This is a genomic window from uncultured Salinisphaera sp. (assembly GCF_964012375.1).
In the GTDB taxonomy this organism is placed as follows: domain Bacteria; phylum Pseudomonadota; class Gammaproteobacteria; order Nevskiales; family Salinisphaeraceae; genus Salinisphaera.
In genome coordinates this window covers 1-26110 of the sequence record NZ_CAXGSH010000056.1, presented here as the reverse complement: position 1 = coordinate 26110, position 26110 = coordinate 1, and the positions used below count along the sequence as shown (strand labels likewise).

At 64.3% G+C, this 26110-nt stretch carries 24 protein-coding genes, 1 tRNA gene and 1 pseudogene; 14 read left to right on the top strand and 12 right to left on the bottom strand.

What is annotated here, in order from left to right; translation table 11 throughout:
- The 4 genes and pseudogenes from ABNU97_RS11010 to ABNU97_RS10995 form a co-directional block, all read right to left on the bottom strand.
- A pseudogene (locus ABNU97_RS11010) lies at positions 1–568 on the bottom strand (phosphoribosylformylglycinamidine synthase); the annotation flags it as partial.
- Positions 544–1332, bottom strand: coding sequence for an MBL fold metallo-hydrolase (locus tag ABNU97_RS11005; RefSeq protein ID WP_348766759.1), 789 nt, complete (start codon positions 1330–1332; stop codon positions 544–546). The gene ABNU97_RS11005 and the pseudogene ABNU97_RS11010, both read right to left, overlap by 25 nt.
- A gap of 22 nt (positions 1333–1354) precedes the next feature.
- Positions 1355–1732, bottom strand: a complete 378-nt coding sequence (locus ABNU97_RS11000) for a DUF1820 family protein (protein WP_348766758.1) — start codon at positions 1730–1732, stop codon at positions 1355–1357.
- 28 nt (positions 1733–1760) lie between these two features.
- Positions 1761–1852: transfer RNA gene (locus ABNU97_RS10995), tRNA-Ser, on the bottom strand.
- A 180-nt stretch (positions 1853–2032) separates the two neighbouring features.
- Here ABNU97_RS10995 and mltF point away from each other — a divergent pair.
- Complete coding sequence (gene mltF, locus ABNU97_RS10990; protein WP_348766757.1) at positions 2033–3511, top strand: membrane-bound lytic murein transglycosylase MltF; 1479 nt, start codon at positions 2033–2035, stop codon at positions 3509–3511.
- A 230-nt stretch (positions 3512–3741) separates the two neighbouring features.
- On the opposite strand, the gene ABNU97_RS10985 is transcribed toward mltF, so the two are convergent.
- Positions 3742–5814, bottom strand: coding sequence for a TonB-dependent receptor (locus tag ABNU97_RS10985; RefSeq protein ID WP_348766756.1), 2073 nt, complete (start codon positions 5812–5814; stop codon positions 3742–3744).
- 98 nt (positions 5815–5912) lie between these two features.
- Complete coding sequence (locus tag ABNU97_RS10980) at positions 5913–6233, bottom strand: hypothetical protein (protein WP_348766755.1); 321 nt, start codon at positions 6231–6233, stop codon at positions 5913–5915.
- On the opposite strand from ABNU97_RS10980, the gene ABNU97_RS10975 reads away from it, so the two are divergent.
- From ABNU97_RS10975 to ABNU97_RS10955, 5 genes are read left to right on the top strand one after another with little or no spacing between them, the layout of a single operon-like run.
- The gene (locus tag ABNU97_RS10975) at positions 6232–7164 is read left to right on the top strand and encodes an iron-siderophore ABC transporter substrate-binding protein (RefSeq protein ID WP_348766754.1); all 933 of its coding nucleotides are present in this window, start codon (positions 6232–6234) and stop codon (positions 7162–7164) included. The genes ABNU97_RS10980 and ABNU97_RS10975 overlap by 2 nt on opposite strands.
- Positions 7161–8150: an iron ABC transporter permease gene (locus ABNU97_RS10970; RefSeq protein ID WP_348766753.1), complete on the top strand. Its 990-nt coding sequence runs from the start codon at positions 7161–7163 to the stop codon at positions 8148–8150. Before ABNU97_RS10975 ends, ABNU97_RS10970 begins: the two co-directional genes overlap by 4 nt.
- Positions 8143–9171 carry an iron ABC transporter permease gene (locus tag ABNU97_RS10965; RefSeq protein ID WP_348766752.1) on the top strand — a complete coding sequence of 343 codons (1029 nt, stop codon included), beginning with the start codon at positions 8143–8145 and terminating at the stop codon, positions 9169–9171. The genes ABNU97_RS10970 and ABNU97_RS10965 overlap by 8 nt, the downstream gene beginning before the upstream one ends.
- A gap of 2 nt (positions 9172–9173) precedes the next feature.
- The gene (locus ABNU97_RS10960) at positions 9174–9965 is read left to right on the top strand and encodes an ABC transporter ATP-binding protein (protein WP_348766751.1); all 792 of its coding nucleotides are present in this window, start codon (positions 9174–9176) and stop codon (positions 9963–9965) included.
- Positions 9962–10768, top strand: a complete 807-nt coding sequence (locus ABNU97_RS10955; protein ID WP_348766750.1) for an IucA/IucC family C-terminal-domain containing protein — start codon at positions 9962–9964, stop codon at positions 10766–10768. The genes ABNU97_RS10960 and ABNU97_RS10955 overlap by 4 nt, the downstream gene beginning before the upstream one ends.
- Before the next feature lie 108 nt (positions 10769–10876).
- Here the strand turns inward: ABNU97_RS10955 and ABNU97_RS10950 are convergent, their stop codons facing one another.
- Positions 10877–11506: a phosphoadenosine phosphosulfate reductase family protein gene (locus ABNU97_RS10950; protein WP_348766749.1), complete on the bottom strand. Its 630-nt coding sequence runs from the start codon at positions 11504–11506 to the stop codon at positions 10877–10879.
- A gap of 241 nt (positions 11507–11747) precedes the next feature.
- On the opposite strand from ABNU97_RS10950, the gene ettA reads away from it, so the two are divergent.
- A complete protein-coding gene (ettA, locus tag ABNU97_RS10945; RefSeq protein WP_348766748.1) occupies positions 11748–13409 on the top strand; it encodes an energy-dependent translational throttle protein EttA in 1662 nt (553 codons plus the stop codon).
- A 94-nt stretch (positions 13410–13503) separates the two neighbouring features.
- On the opposite strand, the gene ABNU97_RS10940 is transcribed toward ettA, so the two are convergent.
- The gene (locus ABNU97_RS10940; protein WP_348766747.1) at positions 13504–13713 is read right to left on the bottom strand and encodes a hypothetical protein; all 210 of its coding nucleotides are present in this window, start codon (positions 13711–13713) and stop codon (positions 13504–13506) included.
- A gap of 237 nt (positions 13714–13950) precedes the next feature.
- On the opposite strand from ABNU97_RS10940, the gene ABNU97_RS10935 reads away from it, so the two are divergent.
- The 3 genes from ABNU97_RS10935 to ABNU97_RS10925 all read left to right on the top strand — a co-directional run bounded on the left by ABNU97_RS10935 (position 13951) and on the right by ABNU97_RS10925 (position 16882).
- Entirely contained in the window at positions 13951–14706 is a 756-nt protein-coding gene (locus tag ABNU97_RS10935; protein ID WP_348766746.1) for an SRPBCC family protein, read from the top strand.
- A complete protein-coding gene (locus ABNU97_RS10930) occupies positions 14703–15884 on the top strand; it encodes a zinc-dependent alcohol dehydrogenase (RefSeq protein ID WP_348766745.1) in 1182 nt (393 codons plus the stop codon). The genes ABNU97_RS10935 and ABNU97_RS10930 overlap by 4 nt, the downstream gene beginning before the upstream one ends.
- A gap of 104 nt (positions 15885–15988) precedes the next feature.
- On the top strand, positions 15989–16882 hold the full coding sequence (locus ABNU97_RS10925) for an ATP-binding protein (RefSeq protein WP_348766744.1): 894 nt from the start codon (positions 15989–15991) through the stop codon (positions 16880–16882).
- Positions 16883–17228: 346 nt separating this feature from the next.
- Here the strand turns inward: ABNU97_RS10925 and ABNU97_RS10920 are convergent, their stop codons facing one another.
- The 4 genes from ABNU97_RS10920 to ABNU97_RS10905 form a co-directional block, all read right to left on the bottom strand.
- Positions 17229–17786, bottom strand: a complete 558-nt coding sequence (locus ABNU97_RS10920; RefSeq protein ID WP_348766743.1) for a SprT-like domain-containing protein — start codon at positions 17784–17786, stop codon at positions 17229–17231.
- Positions 17787–17820: 34 nt separating this feature from the next.
- Positions 17821–18498, bottom strand: a complete 678-nt coding sequence (locus ABNU97_RS10915; protein WP_348766742.1) for a hypothetical protein — start codon at positions 18496–18498, stop codon at positions 17821–17823.
- A 96-nt stretch (positions 18499–18594) separates the two neighbouring features.
- Complete coding sequence (locus ABNU97_RS10910) at positions 18595–19581, bottom strand: WYL domain-containing protein (RefSeq protein WP_348766741.1); 987 nt, start codon at positions 19579–19581, stop codon at positions 18595–18597.
- A gap of 94 nt (positions 19582–19675) precedes the next feature.
- Complete coding sequence (locus tag ABNU97_RS10905) at positions 19676–21829, bottom strand: bifunctional metallophosphatase/5'-nucleotidase (RefSeq protein WP_348766740.1); 2154 nt, start codon at positions 21827–21829, stop codon at positions 19676–19678.
- A gap of 161 nt (positions 21830–21990) precedes the next feature.
- On the opposite strand from ABNU97_RS10905, the gene ABNU97_RS10900 reads away from it, so the two are divergent.
- The 4 genes from ABNU97_RS10900 to ABNU97_RS10885 all read left to right on the top strand — a co-directional run bounded on the left by ABNU97_RS10900 (position 21991) and on the right by ABNU97_RS10885 (position 25984).
- On the top strand, positions 21991–23406 hold the full coding sequence (locus ABNU97_RS10900) for an SDR family NAD(P)-dependent oxidoreductase (protein WP_348766739.1): 1416 nt from the start codon (positions 21991–21993) through the stop codon (positions 23404–23406).
- Positions 23396–24688 (top strand): AarF/ABC1/UbiB kinase family protein, encoded by a 1293-nt coding sequence (locus tag ABNU97_RS10895; protein ID WP_348766738.1) that lies wholly within the window; start codon positions 23396–23398, stop codon positions 24686–24688. The genes ABNU97_RS10900 and ABNU97_RS10895 overlap by 11 nt, the downstream gene beginning before the upstream one ends.
- A 64-nt stretch (positions 24689–24752) precedes the next feature.
- On the top strand, positions 24753–25436 hold the full coding sequence (locus ABNU97_RS10890) for a 7-cyano-7-deazaguanine/7-aminomethyl-7-deazaguanine transporter (RefSeq protein WP_348766737.1): 684 nt from the start codon (positions 24753–24755) through the stop codon (positions 25434–25436).
- A gap of 98 nt (positions 25437–25534) precedes the next feature.
- Positions 25535–25984 carry a hypothetical protein gene (locus ABNU97_RS10885; RefSeq protein ID WP_348766736.1) on the top strand — a complete coding sequence of 150 codons (450 nt, stop codon included), beginning with the start codon at positions 25535–25537 and terminating at the stop codon, positions 25982–25984.
- Positions 25985–26110 lie beyond the last annotated feature (126 nt).

The following is a 26110-nucleotide window of genomic DNA, read 5'->3' as shown; positions in this document are numbered from 1 at the left end:
GGGCCAGGCCCCAGTCGCGATTGGCGGCCTGAAGCGCCGCCACGCCCTGCGCGGCCAACGGCACGCGGCGCAGACCGCGCCGAGCCAGCGTATCGAACAGCCGCGGCAGACGTTCGGCATTGGGCAGCAGCGACTGCGTCATCGGGTCGTGCAGCACACCACTCTGGGCGAGTGCTTCGAAATCCGGCGTGCTGCCGAACGAAAACACCACGCCGCGTTCGAGGCGCGCCAGCGCATCGAGGCCGCTGTTATGGGCGATGTCCTCGGCCTTGGTGGACCACGGCGATACCGTGCCCAGCCGCGGGATCGCGATCACGCCTTCGGGCATGTCGTCGCCGGCATCGACGCCCAGCAGCGCATGCAGGCGCGCGCGATCGTCGTCGCTCGGCGTACGGTTGAAGGCCGCAACGAACACTTCGCGGGCCACCAGGCTGGCCACGTCGATGCCGGCGCCCGACAGGCCGCCGCGTAGGCGTTCGAGTTCGAATTCTGCCAGCGCCGGCTCACCGACGATGACGTGTACGGCGGCGATCGCGTGTTCGCCTACCGATTGACCAGACTGCGCCACGACAGACCCTCGCTTTGATTGGCCACATGCACCCAGTCGGCCGTGGTCGACAGCGCTTGGGCAAGCGCGGCCTGGGCCAGTTCCGGGCGATTGTTGGATTCACTGATATGCGCCACGACCAGCTGCTGCAGGCCAGTGGCATCGATTTGCGTCAGCAGCTCGGCGGCCTGCTGGTTGCTCAGGTGGCCGAGCTTGCCGGCCACCCGTCGTTTGAGCGACGCCGGATAGGGGCCGGTGGCCAGCATGTCCGGGTCGTGATTGCATTCGAGCACGAGCGCATCGCAGGCATCGACCATTTCGCGCACGTGCGGCGTGGCATAGCCACTGTCCGAGAGAATGCCCAGGCGCTTGTCGCCGTTGCCCACGATCAGCTGCGCGGGCTCGCGCGCGTCATGGGGCACGGGATAGGGAAAAAGCTCCAGATCGCCGATCGCGAACGGCTCGTGCGGGGAATACAGCTCGGTGGCAGCAAGCGCGTCGGTGGCCTTGGCTGCCTGGGTGCCGGGCGTGAGCCACACGGGAATTTCGTGACGGCGCGAAAAACGCGATACGCCGCGCCAGTGATCGTCGTGTTCGTGGGTGATGACCAGGGCATCGATATCCGACGGCGTGAGTTCTAGGCGCGCGAGCCGGCGCTCCATCTCGCGGGCGGAGAACCCGCAGTCGATGAGCAGCCGTGTCTGGCCGTATTCCACCACCAGCGCGTTGCCCTTGCTGCCGCTGCCCAGCAGCGCGAACCGCATGTCCGAGTGAACCCGGTTCATGCGCGCTTGCTGCAACGCTGCACTAGCGGCCGCCCTGCCCGCCGCCGGACCCGGGGTTGCCGCCACCTGGCCCCTGGCGCGTATACACCGGAAACGGACGCACCTTGCTGTCGCCGTTGGCGGGCGTGACCTTGGCCGTACCGCGCCGGGTGACTTCGTCGATACGGATCACCGAATGCATGGGAATATAAGAGCGCTCGACGTCGGCAAACTCGTCGGCGAGCTTTTCCTCTGCCGGGTCGATCACCAGCGAAGAGCGCTCGCCGAAGACGAGCTTTTCGATTTCGACGAACCCGAACAGCGCGCCCTGGGAGACAGAGCGCGCGAATACTTCGTAGACTTCACCCTGGTTGAAGAACGCCACGCGGTAGAGACGCTGCTTGGAGTCTGCTGACGACATGGCAGGGCCGATCCAGGGGGTCAAAAGATGGCGGAGAGGGTGGGATTCGAACCCACGTGGGGCGGTTAGCCCCCAACCGATTTCGAGTCGGTGCCGTTATGACCGCTTCGGTACCTCTCCTGAAACTCGTTCAGCCTGCCGGCGCTTTTGCGGGGTACGCTGGCCGCAGGCTTATTGCGAAGTCGCGTATGTTAAATGATTAAGACGGCTTTCCCAAGACTTGCGTGCAAGATAGCCTGAACACATGACCCGGTTCTTGCCACAACGCCCGCCACTGCGCTTTTTTCGGTCCGCGATGCGATGAGCGGATTGCGCGAACTGCTGCGCATTCTGCAGCTGACCACCATCGCCGCGCTCACGCTGGCGCTGTCGACGTGTATCGAACGCCCCGGCCTGCTCGAACAGATCGACACCCTCGGCACGCTGCGCGTGGCCACGGTCAATTCCGCGACCACCTACTATCTCGACGCCGACGGCCCCACCGGCTTCGAATACGATCTGATTCGCGAATTCGCCCAGTCGCTAGGGCTGCGCTTCGATATGGTGGTGATGCCCGATCAGCAGGCCGTGATCGATGCTGTCGCCTCCGGCCATGCGCATATCGGCGTGGGTGTGGCGGTCAGCGAGCCGCGTCGACAACGCGTGCGCTTCACCCCGCCCTACGACGAATCCGCGCTCGAGGCCGTGTACCGGGTGTACAAGCACAAGCCGAAAACCCTGGCCGATCTGTCCGGCGACCTGGTGCTGCCGGCACATACGGCATTCGCCGACTGGCTGCGCAGCAACCGCCCGGAAATCGAATTTCGCGTCGATGATCAGGCCAATACCGAGGAGCTGATGGACCGCGTGGCGGCGGGCGATCTTGTGGCCACGGTAGCCAGCGCGGATATCGTCGACATGAACCAGCGCTACTACCCGAACCTGCGCGTGGCCTTCACCCTCGACGACGTGCGCCAGCATACCGCCTGGGCGGTGGCGGGCCGCGGCGACATGAGCGGCGACGATACGCTCTACAACGAAGCGATCGCCTTTCTCGAGCAGGTCAAGCAGAACGGCCGGCTGCATATCCTGCGCGACCGCTACTTCGGCCACGTGAAAAGACTCGGCTTCGTGGGCGGCCACGAGTTCGCCCGCCAGGTGGATAACCGGCTGCATCTGTGGGAAGACTATTTCAAGCGCGCCGGCGAGCAATACGGCCTCGACTGGCGCCTGCTGGCCGCCATCGGCTATCAGGAATCGCACTGGGACAAGAACGCGGTCAGCCCCACCACCGTGCGCGGCATCATGATGCTCACCCAGGCCGCCGCGTCCGACATGGACGTAACCAACCGCCGCGACCCGGCCCAGAGCATCGACGGCGGCGCCCGTTATTTCGTGCGCATGCTCGAACGCATGCCGGATGAAATACAGCAGCCCGATCGCACCTGGTTCGCGCTGGCCGCCTACAACATCGGCTATGGCCACGTCATGGACGCGCGCCGCCTGCTCGAGGATCGCGGGCGCGACCCCAATCTATGGGTCAACCTGCGCGATGCCCTGCCCTGGCTCACCCAGGAACGCTATATCTCGGATACCCGCTACGGCTATGCGCGGGGCCACGAAGCCGCGACCTATGTCGGCAATATTCGCGCCTACTTCGACATCCTGTCGTGGATGACCAACAACCGCACCACCCAGGAACCGCCCGCGCTCGACGAGGGCCAGTCGCCTACCGCGCCCGAAAGCGAAACCGGCACCGAAAACAAGACGACGATATCGATCGATTCACCCGCGTTCTAGGCCTGTTAACGCCAATAAAATCGTCGTGCCGCGCTCATTTTGATAAGACAAGGCACCGTGCGCGGCTCGGCCCTGGAATAACTTCGGCCGGCGCCACGCGCCTTGTCTGGCACGATTTTGAGTCGCGACCCGCAGCCGATCGACCGTACCAACATCAGAACACGACAAAAACGGTCGGGCCACGGTGTTAGCAACCCGACTGTCCGCTGCGACGCCGAGCCGGGCCGCCGCTAGAAATCCACCTCGTAGCCGAGCTTGAAGGTCCGCCCACGGCCCTTGAAATAGTACTCGTCGCTGATACGCGCGGCCTGCGAGTAGTAGGTGAAGTAGTCCTTGTCGAACAGGTTGTCGATACCCAGGCTCATCCGGCCCACCGGCAGGGCGTGGCCAATGGACGCGTTGACGAGCGTAAAGCCGTCGAAATCGAGCTGCTCGTTCTCCACGTCGCGATCGAAATAATGCACGGCCTGAATATGTGACGAAAAATCCGGATTCCAGTTTGCGCTCCAGCCAGCACTGAGCGTATCGGGCGCGATATTGATACCGGTCAGATCGGTATCGACACGGCCATCGCCGTCGGTATCGGATTCGCCTTCGGCTTGGGCATATGAGAGATCGAAACGATGCCGGTCGCCGACCTGGGCCCGGCCGGTGATTTCGAAACCGTGAATCTCGGTTTTTTCCCGGCTGCCCACGAACGACCCGTTGCGCTCGGTCAGACGCTCGCCGAGATCGGAGTTGGATTCGTAGTAACTCAGTTCCAGGCCGTAGCGCTCCCAGTCCAGGCGCGTGCCGATTTCCCGCGTATCGGTGACGATCGGCGTGAGCTCGATCAGTTCGTCCGCGTCCCGGCCGGCCTTGTTGATACCGCGCAGCGCACGGCCGACGTCGGGCATGCCGAAGCCTTCGGAGTAGCTCGCATAGAGCTGGCCCCAGGACGTGGCCTGATAGACCAGGCCGGCGTTGTACAGCGTTTCGGAATAGCGCGGCGTGCCGCCGCCCACCTCCACAGCGTCGTTGACGATGTTTTTACGGTCGATGGTCGCATAGTCGTCGACATCGAGCCGTGCCCGTTCTTCGCGAACACCGCCGGTCAGGGTCAGCGATTCGAACGGGTGCAGATCGGTCTGCAAGAAACCGGCGTAGCTACGAAAACGCGTTTCCGGCACATAGGTGCGCCCGGTCTGGGCGAGTACCTGCTGGGTTTCGTCCTGCAACAGATCAAAGCCGGTGGCCACATCGACGAAGCCGTCGAACATGCCTTGGCGGTTGAGCGAGAACTGGGCGCCGTACTTGTCGGATTCGTTGCGGGTCTGATCGAAGGCCTCTTCGCCATTGACCTGGTACGGGAAGAACGTCGTGGTCCCGAACTGGGCACGAAACCGCTGGGTATAAAGCTGGGCGTCGATCGAATTGCCATGCCAGTCGGCATGCTCGTAGGACACCCGCGCGGTGGTCACGCGGTTATAGCCGGGATCGCCGAGCGGGTCGCCCTTGCGTGCAGTCGTCGGCACGCCGTTGGCGCGGCCACCCTCGGTCACCACGGGCACGTAGTCGCCGTCGCTTTCCAGGTCGAAATGGTTCAAGGAAAACTGGACCTGCTGATCGTCGTCGATCCAGTAGCCTGCCTTGGCCAGAATGTCGTAGCTGTCGGAATCCTGGATCTCGCCCGGATAGGCAACGCCGATATTCTCGCCATTGCCATCGTAAAAAGCACCGCGCTCCTGCCAGCTCGCGGCGGCCAGATAATCCCAGTCGCCCTTGGCGCCGCTGATGCGGTAGTCGGCCTTGTAGCCGAGCCCGTCGCCGCGGAAGTCGTCGTCGCTGGTCAGACTCAGGCCGGCATGCTGGTTGACCTCGCCGCCCTCGGGCCGACGGGTGATGAAATTGATGATGCCGCCCGTCGCGCCCAGACCACGTTCGGCGCTGGCGCCGTAGATGACCTCGATACGCTCGACCATGCTCATGTCGATCGTATAGCTGTCACGCGAGCTGTCGCGTAGCGGGTTGGATTGCGGCACACCGTCGATTAGAAACTGTGGGTCGCGGCCGCGCAGTGTCTCGCCCGCATTGGACAGCTTCTGCCGGCTCGGCGAGTACGACGGGATCAGATTGGACAAGACCTGGCCCGGGTCGTTGGTTGTGGCCAACTGCTGTTCGATCTGCTGTCGATCAATGACCGTTATGCGACGCGGCGACTTGTCTTTCTCGGTTTTGTTACGTGTAGCGCTGATCGTAATCGGGCCCAGTTCCGTTTCGCTCACCGGCTTGAGCGAGTCCTGCGCATACGCGCTGATGGGCATCGCGCTATACGAAATAACCATGGCGCTTGCCACGGCCGTACGTTTGACACGGCGCCGCCGCGCATCCTGGCCCCAGGTAATCGACAAGGCTATCCCCTTTACAAGTAGCAATTGGCAAAAAATCGGCCGCGAATATAAATGATATTGATTCTTATTTGCATAACCCGTTGTGCGCAACTCGTCGTCATGCCTGTGGCAGGCCGTTGCTCTCGCCCGGTCGCACTGGCACCGAAGCCGGTCTCGAACAGGCTCGAATATCGCGCACGCCATAAGAGCTTTCCGTTGAGGATCACAATGATTCTCATTACAGTGCGACGCTCACTGTGCGCCTTGTAGCGTTCAATCCCCTCGTCGCCCATGCCGTGAGACATCGCTCTTGCCGATTTCCAGAACGTCGTTAACACCCTGATGACCAGCATGGATCGTTCTCTGGCGGGTGTTTCAATCAGCCGCGCGGTGTTTCGTTCGCGACGGCGGCTGTTGCTCGGGCTGGCGGGCGCTGCGCTCTGGCCGCTGATCGGGAGAAGCGCCGAATCGCTGCGCGTCGTCACGCTTTTTCAAGGCGCGACCGACACCGCGGTCGCGCTCGGCGTGGCGCCGGTGGGCGTGGTCGAATCCTGGCAGGACAAACCGATCTACCCCTACTTGCGTACGGCGCTGGCGAACGCCCAGGTGGTTGGTCTCGAAACGCAGCCGAGCCTGGAACATATCGTGTTGCTCGAGCCGGACGTCATCGTTGCCTCGCGTTTTCGGCATGCGCGTATCGAGCCGCTGCTCGCACGGATTGCACCGGTCGTGATGCTCGACGACATTTATCGGTTCCGACAGACGCTGTCGGTCATGGCAGAGGCGCTCGGGCGCGAACAACAGCGACGGGAGCTCATCACACAACTGAATCACCGTATTCAGCATCTGCGCGCCCGCTTACATACGCGGTTCGACCGGCGCTGGCCGCTGACGGTGTCGCTGCTCGATATCCGGGCGAACGAGGTCCGCAGCTATCTGGCGTCCAGCTTCGGCGGTTCGGTGCTTGAAGCACTCGGCTTTCGCTGGAACGAAACCAGCCGCAGCGCAAACGGCGTATCGCTGAAGTTGAGCGGCGTGGAAAGCCTGCCCGCGGTCGATGCCGACGTGTTCTTCGTGATTCTGCATAGCCGCAGTGCCGCGGTCCGCGCACATTACCAACGCCTGCAGGCGCATCCGCTGTGGCAACGCATGGCGGCGCCGACCCGCAAGCAGGTCCGGGAAGTCGATGCCGTGGCCTGGGTGCTTTCGGGCGGCATCCTCGGGGTCATGCACATGCTCGACGATATCGAGCACTGGCTCGATCGTGAGAGCGCACGCGCATGAACACACCGCAGCGACTGTTCGCACTCGTTGTCGTACTGATCGGCTGCGCGGTGGTAAGCCTCATGGCCGGTGTCCACTGGATGAGTCCGGCCGATATCGGCCATGCCTTCTGGATGCCCTCGGCGACGAACGTCGACGACCTGGTGATTCGGACCACGCGCCTGTCGCGTACCGTGCTGGCCATCGTGGTCGGCGCCAGCCTGGCCGTGGCCGGCGGTATCCTGCAGACGCTCACGCATAATCCGCTCGCCTCGCCGGGTATTCTCGGCATCAATGCCGGCGCGCTATTCGCGGTGGTGCTGATCGCAACCACGGATGTCCTGGCAGCGCACCTCAATCCCTATGCCGGCGCCTTTGCCGGCGCAGCGATTGCTGCGGCCATCGTCTGGTGGCTGGCGATGCGGCGCCAGACTGCCACCCCGCTGCATCTGATCCTCGCCGGCGCCGCGCTCGCAGCGCTGTTCGGGGCGATGAGTCAGGCATTGCTGGTGATCGATCAACAGGGTCTGGATACAGTGCTGTTCTGGCTGGCCGGCTCGGTGTCCGGGCGCAGCCTCGATACGGTCTGGCCGCTGATTGGCATCGCCGTACTCGGGTTGTTGCTGAGCGCTGCGCTGCTGCGCGATCTCAACCTGCTTGCCGCCGGCGACACCATTGCCGCGGCCGTCGGTATTCGCCTGCCCCGTCTTCAAGCGATGGCGATTGCCGTGATCGTATTGCTGGCCGGCGCGTCGGTCGCCATGGCCGGCAATATCGTATTCATCGGTTTGATCGTGCCGCATATCGCGCGCCGTCTGCTGGGCGTCGACCATCGCCGCTGGCTGCCCGGCGCGGCCGTGATCGGTGCGACTCTTGCCCTGATCGCCGATATCGTGGCCCGGCTGCTCATCGCGCCCGGCGAAGTACCGATCGGGGTAATGACCGCGCTGATCGGCGCGCCGGTATTCATCGCCCTGATACGGCGGCAGGCGACCGCGCATGCCTGAGTCCCGTGCACTGCGTCTGGGCCGCTGGTCGCGCCGGTTCAGCCCGTCGCCCTGGCGCAACGCCCTGGGCACCCTGCTGCTGTGTAGCCTCGCCGGCATTGGCGCGCTCATGCTTGGCGCGATACCCCTGTCGCCGCCGGCCTTCCTGCATGCATTGGTCCAGCCTGACAGCCACGCCGGGCTGATCGTGCTGCAGCTGCGCGCTCCGCGCGTACTGCTGGCATTGCTGTGCGGCGGCGCGTTGGCGGTGTCCGGCTGGCTTTTCCAGCAGGTGATGCGTAACGCGCTCGCCTCGCCGGATACGCTGGGTGTCACGGCAGGCGCGAGCGCGGCGGCGGTCGCGTATCTTTCGTATCTGGCCGCAGACTGGGGTATGTCGGGGCTACCGATTGCGGCAATGGCGGGTGCGCTGGCCGTGATCGCTGTGGTGTATCGCCTGGCCTGGCATCGGGGTACAACGCCATTACGGCTCATCCTGATGGGTATCGGCATGGCCGCACTCTGCGGCGCGATCACCACTTTCATTCTGGTATCCAGCCCGCTGAGCACCACGCTATCGGCCTATGTATGGCTGACCGGCAGTGTGTATGGCGCCAACTGGACCGAGGTAGGACAGCTGGCGCTGTGCTGTACCGGGCTGGCACTGGTGCTCGTAGCACTGCTGCGCCACGCGCTGCTGGCGCCGCTCGACGATGGCCTGGCCACCGGGCTTGGCGTGAAGGTCCAGCGCACGCGTGCGCTACTGACGCTGGTTGCTTCACTCATGGCCGGCGTTGCGATCGCCTGGGGCGGCGCCATGGCATTCGTGGGCCTGGTTGCGCCGCATATCGCACGCCAGATCACGCCTTCGCCCGGCGCTGCACAGCTGATCACCAGTGCAGCACTCGGTGCTACCCTCGTCATACTCTCCGACCTGCTCGGACGCACGCTGTTCACGCCGCTGGATCTGCCGGCCGGCATATTCGTGGCCGCGATCGGTACGCCCTTCTTTCTCACTCTGCTTCTGCGACAGGCGCGTTAGCTATGACGCAGCTTTCTGCAACGCATATCACGGCCGGCTATCAGCACGAGGCGATCCTGCGCGAACTGACCTTGGCGCTGCCCGAAGGCCAACTGTCGGTTCTCATCGGCAGCAATGGCTGCGGCAAGAGCACGCTCTTGAAAACGCTGGCCAGGCTGCTCGCCCCCTGGAACGGTGAGGTGGTGCTCGACGGCGCGGATATACATCGCCAGCCCACTCAGGCTGTCGCCCGTACATTGTCGTTGCTCCCGCAACAGCCGGTCGCACCCGAAGGCCTGCGCGTGCGCGAACTGGTCGCGCTCGGTCGGCATCCGCATCAGAGCTGGCTTTCGCAATGGTCAGAGCGCGACGAGGCCTGTGTGGACGACGCACTGGCGCGCACCGACCTGCTGACGCTGGCGGATCGCCCCGTGGATTCGTTGTCCGGTGGCCAGCGCCAGCGCGCCTGGATTGCCATGGCCGTGGCCCAGGACACGCCGCTCATGCTGCTCGATGAGCCGACGTCCTTTCTCGATCTCACCCACCAGCTGGAGGTGCTGGATCTGCTCAAGGCGCTCAATCGCGATGCCGGCAAGACGATCGTTATGGTGCTGCACGATCTCAATCTAGCCTGTCGCTACGCTGATCACATGGTGGCACTCAAGCACGGGCGCATTCATGCCCAGGGTACGCCCGATGACGTGGTTACCGAGGTCAATGTACGCGAGGTTTTCGAACTCGACTGCCGTGTCATTGCCGACCCGTTCTTCGGCGTGCCGTTGTGTATTCCGTTCGGCCGCGCCCCGTCTTCATGATGCCGGCGGCCCATGGTTTCAGCGCGGCTGACTGGCAATATCTGACCGGGTCGCTGCAGCTTGTGGATGCCGCACGCCTCGATCGGCCAACATTGAGCGTGGCTGATTTCACCGACGCGGCGCGCTGTCGCCAGCTGCTCGACCAACTCGGCCCGGTCATTGGCGCGCCGTCGCGGCGTGTCACTGCCTCGCTGCTATCCAAACGGCTGGCCTTTCTGATCACGGGCGCGAGCTTCTATGCCCTGTCCGCCTGTGATCGCAGCCTGGACATATCGGCCGACAACTGCCGTATCGATGCCAGCCACGACGGTACGCGCTGGACATCCTGCCTGCCCCTGCATCGCCTCGATGCGCAGGCCTTGCCGTCCAATCAGCGCGATCGCGCCCGGAGCGTGCTTGTCGGCCAGGTCTTTGCCGGCCTCATCGCGCCGCTGTGGGCGGTATTGCACCAGGTCAGCGGCGTGCCCATGCGCATGCTCTGGGAAAACACGGCAGTACGTGTCTATTCCTTATATGAGCGCCGTATGGTCGACTTCACCGAACCGGCGGCGATCGCGCGCCGCGATGCGGACTGGCGTTTTCTCATCGACGCCCCGCCGGCCCTGTTCGGCGGGTCCGTCAATCCACTGGCGCGTTTCCTGTATGCGCCCACCCACCGGGCCGATGGCGAGACCGTGCGCTTTCGGCGTACCTGCTGTCTGTACTTCAAGGCCACGCAGCCGCCGGTTTATTGCCGCACCTGTCCGCTGCTCACGGTCGCCGAGAAAAAAGGCCCTGAACGGATCACAGCGAAACAGCGCTGAGTTTTGGTCGCTGCCTGCACGATGCGGCGTTCCACGCCTCGTGCAGGCACAAAAAAAGGCGCACGACCGAAGCCGCGCGCCTTTGCGATTCGACTAACCGTTACCTGATCAGGCCGTGAAGCGGTTATGCAGACCGCATTCGCGATTGCCCAGCACCTTGGTCGGATCGTAGTAGTTGGTTTCGTTGGGCAGGCCATGCTTCTCGCGATAGGCCGCCATGTCGTCGGCGGTCCACTCGAGCACAGGCGCGACCTTGACCACGCCGCCCGGCTTGTCCTGGGAGACAATATCCATGTTCTTGCGGAACTCGGTCTGGTCGCGACGCACGGCGGTCAGCCACACATCCGGCGCCATCGCCTGCATGGCACGGCCGAAGGGCTCCAGCTTGACCTGACGGGTGAACTCCTCGTGCTGCGGGTCGTCCACGTCCGGAATGCCCATCAGCGCATCGCGACGCGCGGCCGAAGACAGCGGGTTGAACACGTGCACGTTCAGCTTGAGGTCTTCGATGAGCTTCTCGGCGAACAGGTAGGTCTTGCGCGTGGCGTAGCCGGAGTCGATCCAGACCACGTCCATGTCGGGCTGAACCTGGGTTGCCAGATGCAGGATCACCGCCTCTTCCGGGCCGAAGTTGGTGGTCACGATGGTCTTGCCACCGAGGCCGACCGCCCATTCAACGATTTCCTTCGGATGCTTGCCGGCGAGTTCGGCATTGGCGTTGGCGACATCGACTTGCATGCTGCTACCTCGTTTGAATTGCTTCATGCGCGACGCCGACGAACGAACCCTCGCATCGCGCTACCTTGAATGACGCCTATGATAAGCGCGAATACGTTATTTTAAAGACGCACTCTTAGACTGATCCGGAATAACGATATTTTCCGGATCATCGGTTGCGCTCGTGCGGGACGCGATAGCCATTCAGTCGAGGCGCGTGTTGGCTTACACTGACGACCCTTTGACACAGGCCCGCGAAACCATGGCTCAGTACATCTACACGATGAACGGCGTCGGCAAGGTCGTGCCGCCGAAGAAACATATTCTTCGAGACATCTATCTGTCCTTCTACCCGGGCGCCAAGATCGGCGTGCTCGGCTACAACGGCGCCGGCAAGTCCACCCTGCTGCGCATCATGGCCGGTATCGATACCGAGATCGAAGGCGAAGCCCGGCCCATGCCCGGCATCAATATCGGTTATCTGCCGCAGGAGCCGCAGCTCGACGAATCCAAGGACGTACGCGGCAACGTCATGGAAGGCCTCGGCGACATCGCCGAAAAGCTCGCCCGCTTCAACGAAATCAGTGAAGCCTTTGCCGACCCGGACGCCGACTTCGATGCCCTGCTCACCGAACAGGCCGAGCTGCAGGAAGCTATCGACGCCGCTGACGGCTGGGAAATCAACAACACGCTGGATCGTGCCGGTGAAGCACTGAACCTGCCGCCGTGGGACGCCGACGTTTCCAAGCTGTCCGGCGGTGAGCGCCGCCGCGTGGCCCTGTGCCGACTGCTGCTGTCCAAGCCGGACATGCTGTTGCTCGACGAGCCGACCAACCATCTGGACGCAGAATCCGTGTCCTGGCTGGAACGCTTCCTGAAGGACTTCTCGGGCACGGTCGTGGCCGTGACCCATGATCGCTACTTCCTGGATAACGTCGCCGGCTGGATTCTGGAACTCGACCGCGGCCACGGTATTCCCTACGAAGGCAACTACTCCTCCTGGCTGGAACAGAAGGAAAAACGCCTCGAACAGGAACAGAAATCCGAAGACGCCCACCAGAAAGCCATCAAGGCCGAGCTGGAATGGGTGCGCTCGAACGCCAAGGGCCGCCAGTCCAAGTCCAAGGCGCGCCTCAAGCAGTTCGAGGAGCTGCAGTCCAAGGAATACCAGAAGCGCAGCGAGACCAACGAAATCTATATCCCGCCGGGGCCGCGCCTGGGCGATCTCGTGTTCGAGATGAACAACGTCACCAAGTCCTATGGCGACCGCACGCTTTACGAAGACGTATCGCTCAAGGTTCCGCAGGGCGCGATCGTGGGCATCATCGGCCCCAACGGTGCGGGTAAGACGACGCTGTTTCGTATGCTCAACGGCGAAGAGCAGCCCGACTCGGGCGAAATCCGCGTGGGCGATACGGTCGACCTGGCCTATGTGACCCAGTCACGCGAGGAGCTCAACTCCGACAAGACCGTGTGGCAGGAAGTCTCCAACGAGCAGGACATCCTGCAGATCGGCAATTACGAGATCCCGTCGCGTGCCTATATCGGCCGCTTCAACTTCAAGGGCTCGGACCAGCAGAAGCGGGTATCGGAACTCTCCGGCGGTGAACGCAACCGACTGCAGCTGGCCAAGCTGTTGCAGAAAGGCGGCAACACCCTGCTGCTCGACGAACCGACGAACGACCTGGACGTGGAAACCCTGCGTGCTCTGGAAGAAGCGTTGCTGCAGTTCCCAGGCGCGGTGCTCGTGATCTCGCATGATCGCTGGTTTCTCGACCGTATCGCCACCCATATCCTGGCGTTCGAGGACGATGACGTGGTCTTTCTGGAAGGCAATTACCAGGACTACGAAGCCGATCGCAAACGCCGCCTCGGCAATGCCTCCGAGGGCTCGGCCAAGGCCAAGCACCGCAAGCTGGCCTGATCGCCGCGCTGCCTGAACGGCACGAAAAAAAGCCCCGGTCGGCGATCGATCGGGGCTTTTTTGTGGCCGGAATCAAATGCCCGGCGCGGCGCGCTCAGTCGAACAATGAGCGCAGCGAGGCCCGAACGCGTTCGAAAAGCGAGCGCCGTTTGCGCGGTTGCGGGCCATAGTGCAAGAGCGCGCCGAGCACGACCGCCGCGCCAACAACCGCCGCGCCGGTAATTACCGGGTGACGACAAACTTCATCCACCACGCGCGATGGGGTAAGCGGGCGTGCGTTCCGGCGTTCGAATCCCGTACTCATAATCTCTCCCGAGGCAGCTGGCTCACGGCCTTTGCAGCGTCTGCCGGCCGTGTCCCGATCCGGGGCGCGGCCATCCGCACCCGGCGTATTCAAGTGGCTGGACCGGCATCTCGAGATCCGGTCGAACCCTTGGCGAGTGTACCCCCGGCAACGCTTAAATCATGTCAGGACTTCCACCGACGCGCGGCCCTGCCCGGCGCGCTACATTGAAGGTCGCCTAGAGTACGGAGCGCACGCATGACCCCATACCGACCGATCGACCCTCGCAACGACGACGACACCGAGCTGGACAGCGCGCGCGAGCGCGAAAAACAGCGCGCACTCGCCCTGGCAGCCAGCGTGGGTTCGCTCATGGTCGGCATGCGACGCGGCGGGTTATCGGGCCTGTTGCTCGGCGCCTTCAGCGGCTATCTGGCCTATCGCGCCTCCACCGGGCGCGGGCTCAAAGGTACCGGTCGCGCCCTCGCACGCGGCGCCGAACGTACGTTGACCGGCCATCGCACGGGCCCGCTGGATCTCTCGGCCAGCATCACCATCGCCCGTTCGCGCGAAGAGCTGTATGCGTTCTGGCGCGATTTCACCCGTCTGCCCGCGATCATGACGTCCATTACCGCGGTAGATGACCTGCCCGACGGTCGCTCGCGCTGGCAGGCCGAGACGCCGCTGGGCGGCACCTACGAATGGGAGGCTAAAATCGTCGAGGACGTGCCCGGCGAGCGCATCGCCTGGCGCAGTGTCGAAGGATCGGACGTACCCCAGACCGGCGAGATCCGTTTTGCCCCGGCGCCCGCCGGCCGCGGCACGCAGGTGGAACTCAACCTGCGCTACGAACTGCCGCACGGCTTGCTGGCGGCGGCACCGCTGAATTTCGTTAATGCGCTGTCGCGCGAAGCCGTGCGCGAGGATCTACGCCACTTCAAGCAGGTGATGGAGGCCGGCGAAGTACCGACCGGTGCCATTCATGCCTCGGCCCATGAAGGAGTCGCGCGATGAAAGCCGTATGCTGGCACGGCGCGCAGGACATGCGCGTGGATAACGTGGCCGACCCGCAGATTCTCAATCCGCGCGACGCCATCATCAAGGTTACCTCGACCGCGATCTGCGGTTCCGACCTGCATCTCTACGGCGGCTTCATGCCGGGCATGCAGGCCGGCGATATCGTCGGCCACGAGTTCATGGGCGAGGTCGTCGAGCTCGGCTCGGCGGTCACCAACCTGTCGATTGGCAATCGCGTGGTCGTGCCGTTCACCATCGCCTGCGGCCACTGCTTCTTCTGCGACAGCGGTTACCACTCGCTGTGCGACAACTCCAACCCGAACGCCGGTGTGGCCGAGAAGATGTGGGGCCAATCGCCCTCGGGGCTGTTCGGCTATACGCATATCCTGGGTGGCTATGCCGGTGGCCAGGCCGAGTATGTGCGTGTGCCCTATGCCGATGTCGGCCCGATGGTCGTGCCGGATTCCGTATCTGACGAGCAGGCCCTGTTTCTGACCGATATCTTTCCGACCGGCTATCAGGCCATCGCCCAGTGCGATATGCAGCCCGGCGATACCGTCGCCATCTGGGGCTGTGGCCCGGTGGGCCAGTTCGCCATCGCCAGCGCGAAAATGCTGGGCGCGGCACGCGTGATCGCCATCGATACCGTCGACGAACGCCTCGATATGGCAGCAACCCAGCACGGCGCCGAAACACTCAACCCGCGTGAAGTCGGCAATACGTTGCAGCTGGTTGAAGCACTACGCGACATGACTGCCGGCCGTGGGCCGGATATCTGTGTCGACGCGGTCGGCCTCGAGGCACACGGCGTGGGCCTGGAATACTGGTACGACAACATCAAGCAAAGCCTGCAGATGGAAACCGCACGGCCGATCGTGCTGCGCCAGGCGATCATGGCCTGTCGCAAGGCAGGCACGGTATCCATTCCCGGGGTCTATGGCGGTATTGCCGACAAGATCCCGGTCGGCGCTTTGATGAACAAGGCACTCACGATCAAGACTGGCCATACCCATGTGCAGCACTATCTCAAGCCGTTGATGGATCACGTCGAGCGCGGCGATATCGACCCGAGCTTCGTGATCACCCACCGCATGCGTCTGGACCAGGCCCCGGAGGCCTACGAAATGTTCCAGGCCCGGCGTGACAACTGCATCAAGGTGGTCATGCAGCCCTGACGCAATACGCCCGGCCGCCCGGCGGGTGGCCGCGGCGCGCCGATTGACCCTGTCCATGGCCTGCCGGCTTCACGAAACGGGCCGGCTGCCATAGACTGCAGCGCATGCCAGATACAGACATCCTCGGCCGGATCGCGGCCCAGCTCGAGCGTATCGCCGATACACAGGAAGCACAGCTTGCCGATGCGCGCCGCGCGGTCGGCACGGATATCGACTGGTCGGCGCATGCGTTTCGCTGGCGCGACGACGGCCGCCTCCAGGCCATCGATGCACCGCAGGCGCTGCCGCTGGATCGGCTACGCGGTATCGACACCCAGAAACAGCGCCTGCTGGCCAATACTCGCCAGTTCGTGGCCGGCTTGCCCGCCAATAACGCGCTGCTGTGGGGTTCGCGGGGCTCGGGCAAGTCGTCGCTGGTCAAGGCATTGCTGCCCGCCTTCGTCGACGACGGCCTGCGCGTGGTCGAAGTACCGGCCCATCGCCTGGTCGATCTGCCCGACCTGGTAGCCACTCTCGCCGAGCGGCCGGAGAAATTCATCGTCTTCTCGGACGATCTGTCGTTCGAAGCCGGTGACGGCAGCTACAAGGCGCTCAAGGCCGTACTCGACGGCTCGCTCGCGGCCGCACCCGATAACGTGCTGATCTATGCGACCTCGAACCGGCGTCATCTGCTGCCGGAGTTCCAGTCCGAGAATCAGGCCGCACAGCAAATCGACGGCGAGATTCACCACGGCGAAGCGGTCGAGGAAAAGATCTCGCTGTCGGAACGCTTCGGCCTGTGGCTGTCGTTCTATCCGTTCGACCAGGCGAATTATCTCGCCATCGCCGTCAAGCATCTGGCCGCGCACGGTATCGATGCCGAAATCGGCGTCGGCGCGCCCTGGGAACGCGCAGCCCTGCAGTGGGCGCTGGCACGCGGCACTCGCAGCGGGCGTACCGCCGAGCAGTTCGCCCGCGATTGGGCGGGGCGCCAGTCCTTGGCGCAGGCGGACAATTAACCACAGACGCAACCTTGAGCGAGCGTTAGCGAGCTTGGCTGTATTTGGGTCCCTTGGGCTTAGCGCCGAGCAGCGGAGGCGATCGCGGGCTTGTTAATTGCCTAGGGCCAGCCGGATGTCTGAGCGAAGCGAGTTTCCGGCTGGCCCGCGTTCGGACGGAGCCGCGCAGGGAACCGATGCGCAGCATCGGCGCAAGACAGGGTGTCCTTTGCTTTGGTTACTTACCTGGACAAGCAAGTGAAAGTCACTCGCACAGCAGCGCGAAACCCCAAGCCAAAATTCACCCGCACAGTTCATCCGAAAAACGAGCGGTTCAGGTTGAAAGCTAGGCGCCATCCACTAATCGCTACGAACCCGCCCCCTCGTCGGCAAACCGCAATTTCTCCCCACAAGCACGACACATATAATCCGTGCCTTTCTGGGCGCGCTTGTGACGGATGCTGGTGAGAAAGGCCGGTTCGTCGCAGCCGCATGCATAGCGAAAGCGCTTGAGCTGGCGCACGGGTTCGGTGGGCAGCGTATGACACGGCGCCGGGTCAACGCCGAACGCACGCATCAGCGCTTTCCATTCCTTGCCGTGCGGACGCGCGCGCCGGCCATAGAGGCGATATATCACCACGTGCGCGACTTCGTGGGGTACGGTTTCGGCAATCATCTCGCGGGGATGCGAGGCCAGCAGCGCGGCGTTGATCCGTATGCGGCAGTCGCGGCTGCGACGCGCGAAGATCGCCTGGCCGGCGGCCCGCCCGCGCAGGTCGAAGGCAACGGCGGGCACCGGCAGCCGGCGTGCGCTGGCGCCGGTAATTTCGCGAGCGCGTTCGATCCAGTACAGGGTTTCCTCGGCGACCCGCGTGTGCAGGTCTTCGCTGTCGAGATCGAGACGATGCTGTTGGGCCTGGGCCATGGGCGACCATCAATTCGTAATTGCGGCAAGCCGCTCAGGATACCTGCTGGCGATGCCCCCGCGCAGATCGACGGCGCGGCGGGGCCGCGAATTCGAGCACCTGGCGCAGCCCCAGACGCTGGCGACGCACCCAGTCGGCGTCGTCGAGCCGGTCGCGCAGGTTGAATGGAAAACTCTGGCTCAGTTCGGCCAGTCGGCGGTCGACGGCGGCGCGTGCCTCGGCCAGGCGGTCGTGCTCACGCCGCAGGGCAACGATGTCCTCCGGCAGACGCGCCGTCGAGGCATTCGGCTGTGCCCGACCCAGCAGTTCACGCAGCTGCCCCGCATCGCCGCCACGATAGGCTCGCACGGCGAGCGGCCACAGCCCGTGGATATCCGCGGCCGCGGCACGCGGCGCGACCTGCGGATGCAGCGCCGCCAGCAGGGCTCGAAAGATGGCCCGGGCCTGGTCGGATTCCACCGGCGCCAGCGGCGACCAGCTGCTGCGCGGTGCCAGGGCGGCACCCAGGCGCAGTTCCGGAGCGCTGTCCACATCACGACGCAGGTCGCTGAACGCTGCCCAGTAACGCGCGGCCCATTCGGGGCCGTCGTGGAAACGCCAGTCGGCTTCGATGGCCAGAGCCCGCACCAGCGCACGGCGTTCGGCGCGCGCGGCCTGCACCAGCTCGGCATGGGCCGGATGAATCAGTTTTTGGGCCGTTGTTTCGCTCATGGGGCGCTCTCCCTTGGTCCACGTGATGTCGTCAACGTGGGAGAGCTTGCCGCGGGGGGTGGGTCAAACGGCGACCCAGAGCTGTATGAATTTACATTAAACGTATTCGGCGTAGCGTTCAGCGGCGGCGCGCAGGCGCTCGGCGGCGGCCCGGCGTAGCGATTCCGGCGCCATGATCTCGGCCTCCGGGCCGTAGGCGAGCACGTCGGCCAGCAGTTCGGCGCTGGCCGAATACGGCACCTGCAGCTCGTAGCCGCCGTCGTCCAGCGCCCGGCCCTGCTGGTCGGGGTGCCATTGTTCGTCGGCCACCCAGCGCGCCGCCTGGGGCGAAAAGCGGATCACCGCCGTATGGTCGGGCGTGCCCGAGAAGATGCCGTAGCCGCCGCCCAGCTCGGCCTCGAGCGCATCGCTATCCATATCGATGGCCTCGTCATCGAGCGTTTCGGCCAACCGAATACGGTCGAGCGAAAAACTGCGCAGGCCGTCGGCGTCGTGACACCAGCCGTCGAGATACCAGTTGTCGCGGTAATAGACCAGACGCTGGGGCGAGATGGTGCGCTGGCTTTCGGTATCGCGGGCGCGCCCGTGATAGCGAATACGCAGCCGCCGCCGCATGGCCATGGCCCCGGCCACCTCGGCAAAGGCCGGACCCGGCCGGCGTGCGCTGGCGCGCAGAATTCGCGTGCGCCGGGCCAGCTCGCCGGTGCCCATTGCCCGGCTTTCGAGGATGCGCTCCAGGCGTTTGCGTACCGGGGCGAGATCGAGGGCGAGCAACCCCGGCTGTACCGTTTCGAGCAGCTGGTCCATGGCCAGCAGCGAGACCAGCTCCGAGGCGTTGAACCACAGCCCGGGCAGCTCGAACTGGTCATCGGACGTGCTGCCATCGGCGCCGGCGTAGTAGTAGCCGTTGTACTCGCGGTCGTATTCGATGGGCGCATCGAGATAGAGGCGCATGTCCCGAATGATGCGCTTGACGGTGGCCGGCGAGCATTCCAGGCGTTGTTCCAGGGTGGCCTTGGGAATGGGCCGACGCGCGCCGGCGAGCTGCTTGTGCAGCGCATAGATACGGTCGAAAACGTTCATGCCCCGAGTCTAGCGATTTGTACCCAATCCGCCCATGAAAAAGGCCGCGCTGAAAACAGCGCGGCCCGTTACCTTGCCGACTCGGCGCCGGCGATCAGCGCACGTTGCGGCGCGCCTTCAGATTGACGATACGCGTGTCTTCGGCGGCCGGGGTTTCGGCATCGTCGAAGGCGCTGCCGCCGTTATCGGGGCTGTAACGCGACTGCAGGTATTCGGCGAAGGCGTCCTGCTCGGTGCCCGCGGGGGCGAACATCGCCAGGCCCGGATCGTAGGCCGTGCTGATCTGCGTGGCGTCGACCACACCGTCGGTGTTCGGGTCGAGATCGACACGCTGCGGATCGGACAGGCCCTTGAGCGGGTAGGCATCGCCGCAGTCGCTTGTGCCGGCATTGTAGTTGTCGCCCGGCACGCAGGCAGCCGTGAAGGCGAGCAGCACCATGCGAATCTCGCGGCCGGCGTCACCCTGCAACACACCGTTGGTCACAAGGGTATCCGTGGTATCACCGTTGTTATCGATGAGTTCGAGCGTGCGAATACGGTTGCCGTTGCTCGACGTACCCATGTTCATCTGGCCGCCGCTACGCGCCGTCTGGTCGGCATCGAAGGCGATACGCATGCCGCCAATCTGAGGGAACTGGCCCGGCGTGGCGCCGTCGGTGGTGGCGGCCACCGCATGTTCCATGATGTCGCGCAGCTCGGCCGCGGTGACGCTGATGATCGTCAGGCTGTTGTTGAAGCGCAGCGCGCCGGCAATATCGAACTGCGATACGCCGCCGGCCGGCTTGTCGATGGAGGCGTTGGCCTGCGGCGGACGCAGTTCGGCGTCGCCGGTGCCGCCCGGCGGCACCACCACCTGGCCGATATCGTCGCGGATACCGCCGCCGTTCTTCAGCGATACCTGTACACCGGGCTCGGCCAGGCGTGCGTAGTAGAGGTTCGCATCGGCGGTGAGATTACCCAGATTCGTTTCCTCGGTACGCACCTGGGTGCGTCGACCGTCGAGATAGACGTTGGTAATGCCCTGGACATTGCCGTCCTGCTCGACCAGCAGATCCTGTAGCGCGGACTGCACGGCCAAGATGTCACTGTCGGCGGTGGTGTTCAGACCGCGGTTGGCGAGCTGTTCGACCACGGCATCGGTGGAGGCCCAGGCGCCGTTTGTGGCCGTATCCAGCGAATCGGTCAGAAGCACGCCGTTGTCGTCGAAATCGACCACGAGTCGGCCGAGGTATTTGTAGTCGCCGTCGACGTTGACCACGAGCGTGGGCGTGTCGTCCGGGCCCTGGAACGACAGCGGATAGGTATCGGCGGCGGTATCGCCGTCGCGCAGCACATCGTTGCTGTCGGCCAGCAGCGTGTTCGAGCCGCCGGCAATGATAATGTCGACATCGTTCAGGCGTGTAGCCAGGGCTTTCTCGATGGCGATCTGCTGCATGTGCGCAACGATCACGATCTTGTTGATGCCTTTGTTAACCAGCGCATCGACGCTCGGCTGAATGGCCGCGGCCAGTTTGTCGTAGCCGGCATCGTCCATGACGAAATCGTCCGGCGACATGTCGATTCCGCCGGTCGAGGTGATGCTGGCCAGCAGCGGCGTGGTCGCGCCGACCACGCCGATCGTCTCGCCGCCGACTTCCACGGTGGTGGAGCCGGCCACCCGGCCGGCGACCTCGGCAGCCGTCTGGCCGTTCTCTGCGATCCGGCCGGAGAGATTGTCGTCGCCCGAGAAATCGGCGTTGCTGGATAGATAAGGGAAAGCGGCGCCCGGGTAGCCGCCGGCTTCACCGTCGCCGGCGATCAGGTCGGAAAACGCCGACGTGCCCGAATCGAGATCGTGATTGCCGAGCGCCGAAGCAGCGGCGCCGAGCCGGTTCACGAACACGATATCGGCACGTCCGTTGCCCGCCGCGCCCAGCGCGGCCGGCACGTCCTCGTCGGCCAGGGCGCCGGAGGCGAAATAACGCGGACCCGGGATGAAGTTATCGCCCGAGGAGAGCACCAGCGTATGCTCGGCGAGCGCCTCGTCACTGGAGAAGGCGTTGACCAGGCGGGAGAAGTTCGACACATAGTCGAGCGCCGCCGTGGAGCCGTCCATATCCGCGAAATGCAGCAGCTGGAGACGGTAGGTCTCGTCCTGCGGCGAGTTCGTATTCTCGACGTCCGAATTGCTGTCGGAACAGCCGGCGATAGCCGCGGTCAGACAGATTGCAAGCAGCGCGCGCCGCCAGACGGGTTGCGTCCTGGTCATGGGTCCCCCAAAAAAGCATCGGATAGATTCGATGCGCAGGCTAGCCATGGCAGAAGGCGAAATGATGACAATTGCCTGACAGGCCGATGACGGTTGCAACGATTAAACCGCCGCGCCCAGACTGGCGTATAACTCGACTTTGGTCGCAGCTTCGAGATTCCATGATCCGACTCCACGAAACCATTCGCGTTGCCCGTAGTGCCGCCGACAGCTATCGCTATCTGGTCGATTTCTCGACCTGCGAGCAGTGGGACCCGGGTGTCTACCGCGCTCGCAAGCTCACCCCCGGCGCGCCGCAGGTGGGCAGCGAATTCGAGGTGACCGTGCGAATGTTCGGCCGGCGCACGACGCTGTCCTACCGGATTACCGACCTCGCCACGAACGCCCATATCGCGCTGGAAATGCAGGGTGCCGGCATCCGCTCGAGCGAAACCATTCGCTTCGAGGAAAACAGCGCCGGCGAGACGACCATCGACTATCGCGCCGATTTTTCCTTGTCCGGCGCGTTGGGCGCCAGCGAAATCGCGATGAAGCCGGTGTTCAAGCGGATCGGACGCAAGGCCGTGGCCGGTCTGCGCGAGGCACTGACGATTCGCACCGAGCCGCCGCGCCAGAGCTGGGTCAGCTATGCCGCGGATCGCAGCATGCTGCTGGCCGCACCAGGCTTTACCGAACGCGGCTATCTTGCGCTCGACGACAAGGCGCATAGCGAGTTCATGGATGATCGCGTGGTGGTGGTGACCGGCGCGACCAGCGGTATCGGCGAAGCGATCGCTGCCGAGTACGCGCGCCTGGGCGCGAGCGTAGTGCTGGTGGGCCGCGATGCCGACAAGCTCGCCGCATCGCGTCAAAGGGTTCAGGACTTCGCCGGCGGCGACAAAACGCGTATCCATACCGAACAGGCCGACCTGCTCGACGTGGCCGCCACCACTGCACTCGGCAGTCGACTGGTCGAAAAATTCGCCAAGATCGACGTGCTGGTGAATAACGCCGGCGCCCTGTTTCACGAACATGCGCTGACCGACGACGGCTTCGAGCGCAGCCTGGCCATCAACCTGGTCGCCCCGTTCGTGCTCACTGAAACGCTCATGCCGGCGCTGCTGGCAGCCGATGCGCGCGTGGTGAACATGTCCAGCGGCGGCATGTATCTGCAGCCGCTCGTGCTCGACGACCTGAATTTCGAGAACGAAACCTTCAGCGGCAACAAGGCCTATGCCCGCGCCAAACGCGGGCTTGTCGCGCTGACCCGCCACTGGGCACGCCGCTACGGCGATGCCGGGGTCAACTTCAACGCCATGCATCCGGGCTGGGTGGCAACCCCCGGCGTGACCGAGTCGCTGCCCGGCTTCGACAAGGTGATGGGGCGCATGCTGCGCGATGCCCGCATGGGCGCGGATACCGCCGTCTGGCTGGGCGCGGCCCGGGCCGCCCGCGATTGCCAGGGCGAATTCTTTCTCGACCGAACGCCCCACCCCACCGCGGTGCTGCCCAACACCGCCGTGCGCCCCAGCGATGCACAAACGCTTTACGGCTGGCTGCGCAACGAAACGGGCATCGAGGTGCACGGTGTCGGATAAGCGCGAACAGCGAACCCGCCGCCGACGCATCCTCGGTGCCGGCATGCGCAGCCTCGGACGCGGCGTGCTCCAGACCATGCCCGGTTACGACCGTGCCAAGAGCTGGCAGAAAACCGGCCAGGACTGGTTCGATACGCTGGGCGGGCTCAAGGGCGCGGCCATGAAGCTGGGCCAGATCGCCTCCCAGTACCGCGATTTTCTGCCCGAACCGCTGGTCGAACAGCTCGCCCGGCTGCAACGCAACGCCGAACCCTGGGCCTTCGAGCGCCTTGAGCCGGTTATCGATGCGGCCTGGAGCGACGAACAGCGCGCCCTCGTGGCGCATATCGACCACGAGGCCATGGCCGCTGCCTCGATCGGCCAGGCCCATCGGGCCACCCTCGCCGACGGACGCGAAGTGGTCGTGAAAATCCGCTATCCGGGCGTGGCCGATGCCGTGGACGCGGATATCGACAACCTCGGGCGGCTGCTCAAGCTGTCGCGTTTTCTGCCCATGCGCGGCAGCGATATCGACGCGGTGCTCGACGAGCTGCGCGAGCGTTTCATCGAGGAAACGAACTACGAACAGGAGCTGGCCCATCTGCAGTCGCTGCGCGCTATCGAACTGCCCGGCTTCGTACTGCCCGAGCCGGTGCCCGAACTGTGCAGCGATGCGGTGCTGGTCACCACCTATATCGAGTCGCGCCCCGTGGACGAAGCCGCCCCCGACCGCGGCCATGCCATCGTCCAGGCGATCAACCTGCAGGTATTCACCCACGGCATACTGCACGCCGACCCGCACCCCGGTAATTTCGGCGTGACCGAAGACGGTTCGATCGCGCTTTTCGATTTCGGTTGTACCAAGACGCTGGACCGGGATACCCGCCGCGGTCTGCGCGACGTGGTGGCGGCCGCGCTCGACGGCCGCTGGCAGGATCTGCATCTCGCGCTGGAACATCTGGGCGTGGTGCCCGCCGATAGCTGGGCCCCCCACGGCGAAACCTACGAACAGATCTATGCCAGCCACGTGGCGGCCTCTCTCGAGCCGATCCGTGACCGCTCGCCTTACGTGTTCACCGACGACGGATTGATCGAGTCCATACGCGCCGAAATCCGGGCCTCACTGCGTCACTGGCGGCTGTTCAACGCGGCCCCGCAGCTGGTCTTTCTGATGCGCACGCTCAGCGGCCTGTACTGGATCCTGCGTAATATCCATGCCGAGGCGGATCTGCACGCCGAGTTGCAAAAGATTGCCGCAGGCGACTACGATCCGCCGCCGGCCGACGCACCGTCGGCGGACTGAGCACATCATTCGGGCGCATGGCGCCACGGGTTCCCTCACCCCGTCACGAAAAAGGAAGATAGGCATGTCGTTATCGTTATCGGGCTCGCAGTGGCGTCGCGTCGTCCTCGTGTTGGCCTGTCTGCACGTGCTGGTCATCGCGGCCAGCAATTATCTTGTGCAGCTGCCGTTCACGCTGTTCGGCTGGCATACGACCTGGGGCGCGTTCAGCTTCCCGTTCATATTCCTGGTCAGCGATCTGACCGTGCGCCTGCTGGGCGCGGGCACCGCACGACGGGTGGTGGCTGCGGCAATGGCACCGGCGCTGGTGGTGTCCTATCTGTTGTCGGTGCTTTACGTGGACGGGCGTTTCGCGGGGCTCGATTCCCTGGCCGAATTCGACACCCTGGTCGCCCGTATCACCTTGGCGAGCTTCTGCGCCTATCTGTTCGGCCAGCTGCTGGATATCGGCGTGTTCCAGCGCCTGCGCCGGCTGCGGCAGTGGTGGGTCGCGCCCACGGCCTCGACCCTGTTCGGCAACGCGCTGGATACGCTGCTGTTTTTTTCCATCGCCTTCGCCGGATCGTCGAATGCCTTCATGGCCGAGCACTGGCTGGAAATCGCCTGCGTGGATTATGCATTCAAGCTGCTGATCAGCCTGGGCCTGTTCTTGCCGCTCTACGGCGCATTACTGGCCCTGCTGTCGCGCTATCTGCTCACTGCCACGGCCAGCGCCCCGGCCCGCGGGCAACGCGTGCCGGACTGCTGACACGGCCCGGCGTCGACGCCGTGCTATAACTGCAAGTCCAGACCAGAAGCGCCCGCCTCGGGCTCATAACAAACGGCTTGCAGCGAGGGGAACACACCATGGTCGATCGTAGTCGCAGCCGGGTTGCCCCGCTGTACGTTTTCATCGGCGCCATACTGCTGCTGCTTGCAGCCGGCGTCGTCCATGCCCAGTCGGCGATCGTAAACACGCACAAGCCGTTCACGCTGAAAGTCCGCTACGGCGCAAACGCCGATCCGGCCGGGCCCGCCACGGACGGGCCCCGGGCACGCCGTATCGAGACCACCGTAGCGGAACTCGACAGCGGGCGGATCGAAACCCGCGACGCCGTGCTCGAGTACTGGATGGATGCCACCGGCGACAGCGGCGATATCGCCCTGTCCATCGACTTCACCCATGCCATTGCGCAGGGCAAGATGCATAGCCAGACACGGCTGCTTATGGGTACGGGCGAGTGGAAGCTCGTATCCGGTAGCAGTGGTTCGGATGGCGTTACCGAAAGCGTATTCGTACGCGTCGATCGCAACTGACGTATTGGCGTGGGCAGGCCGCGCCTGCCGCCAACGCGTTCGAAGACCGTGCTGGCGACGGGTAAGAAGGACCGCGCGCAGCAAAAATTGATGTCGCCGTAACGGAACCTTCACAACGTGCTACGG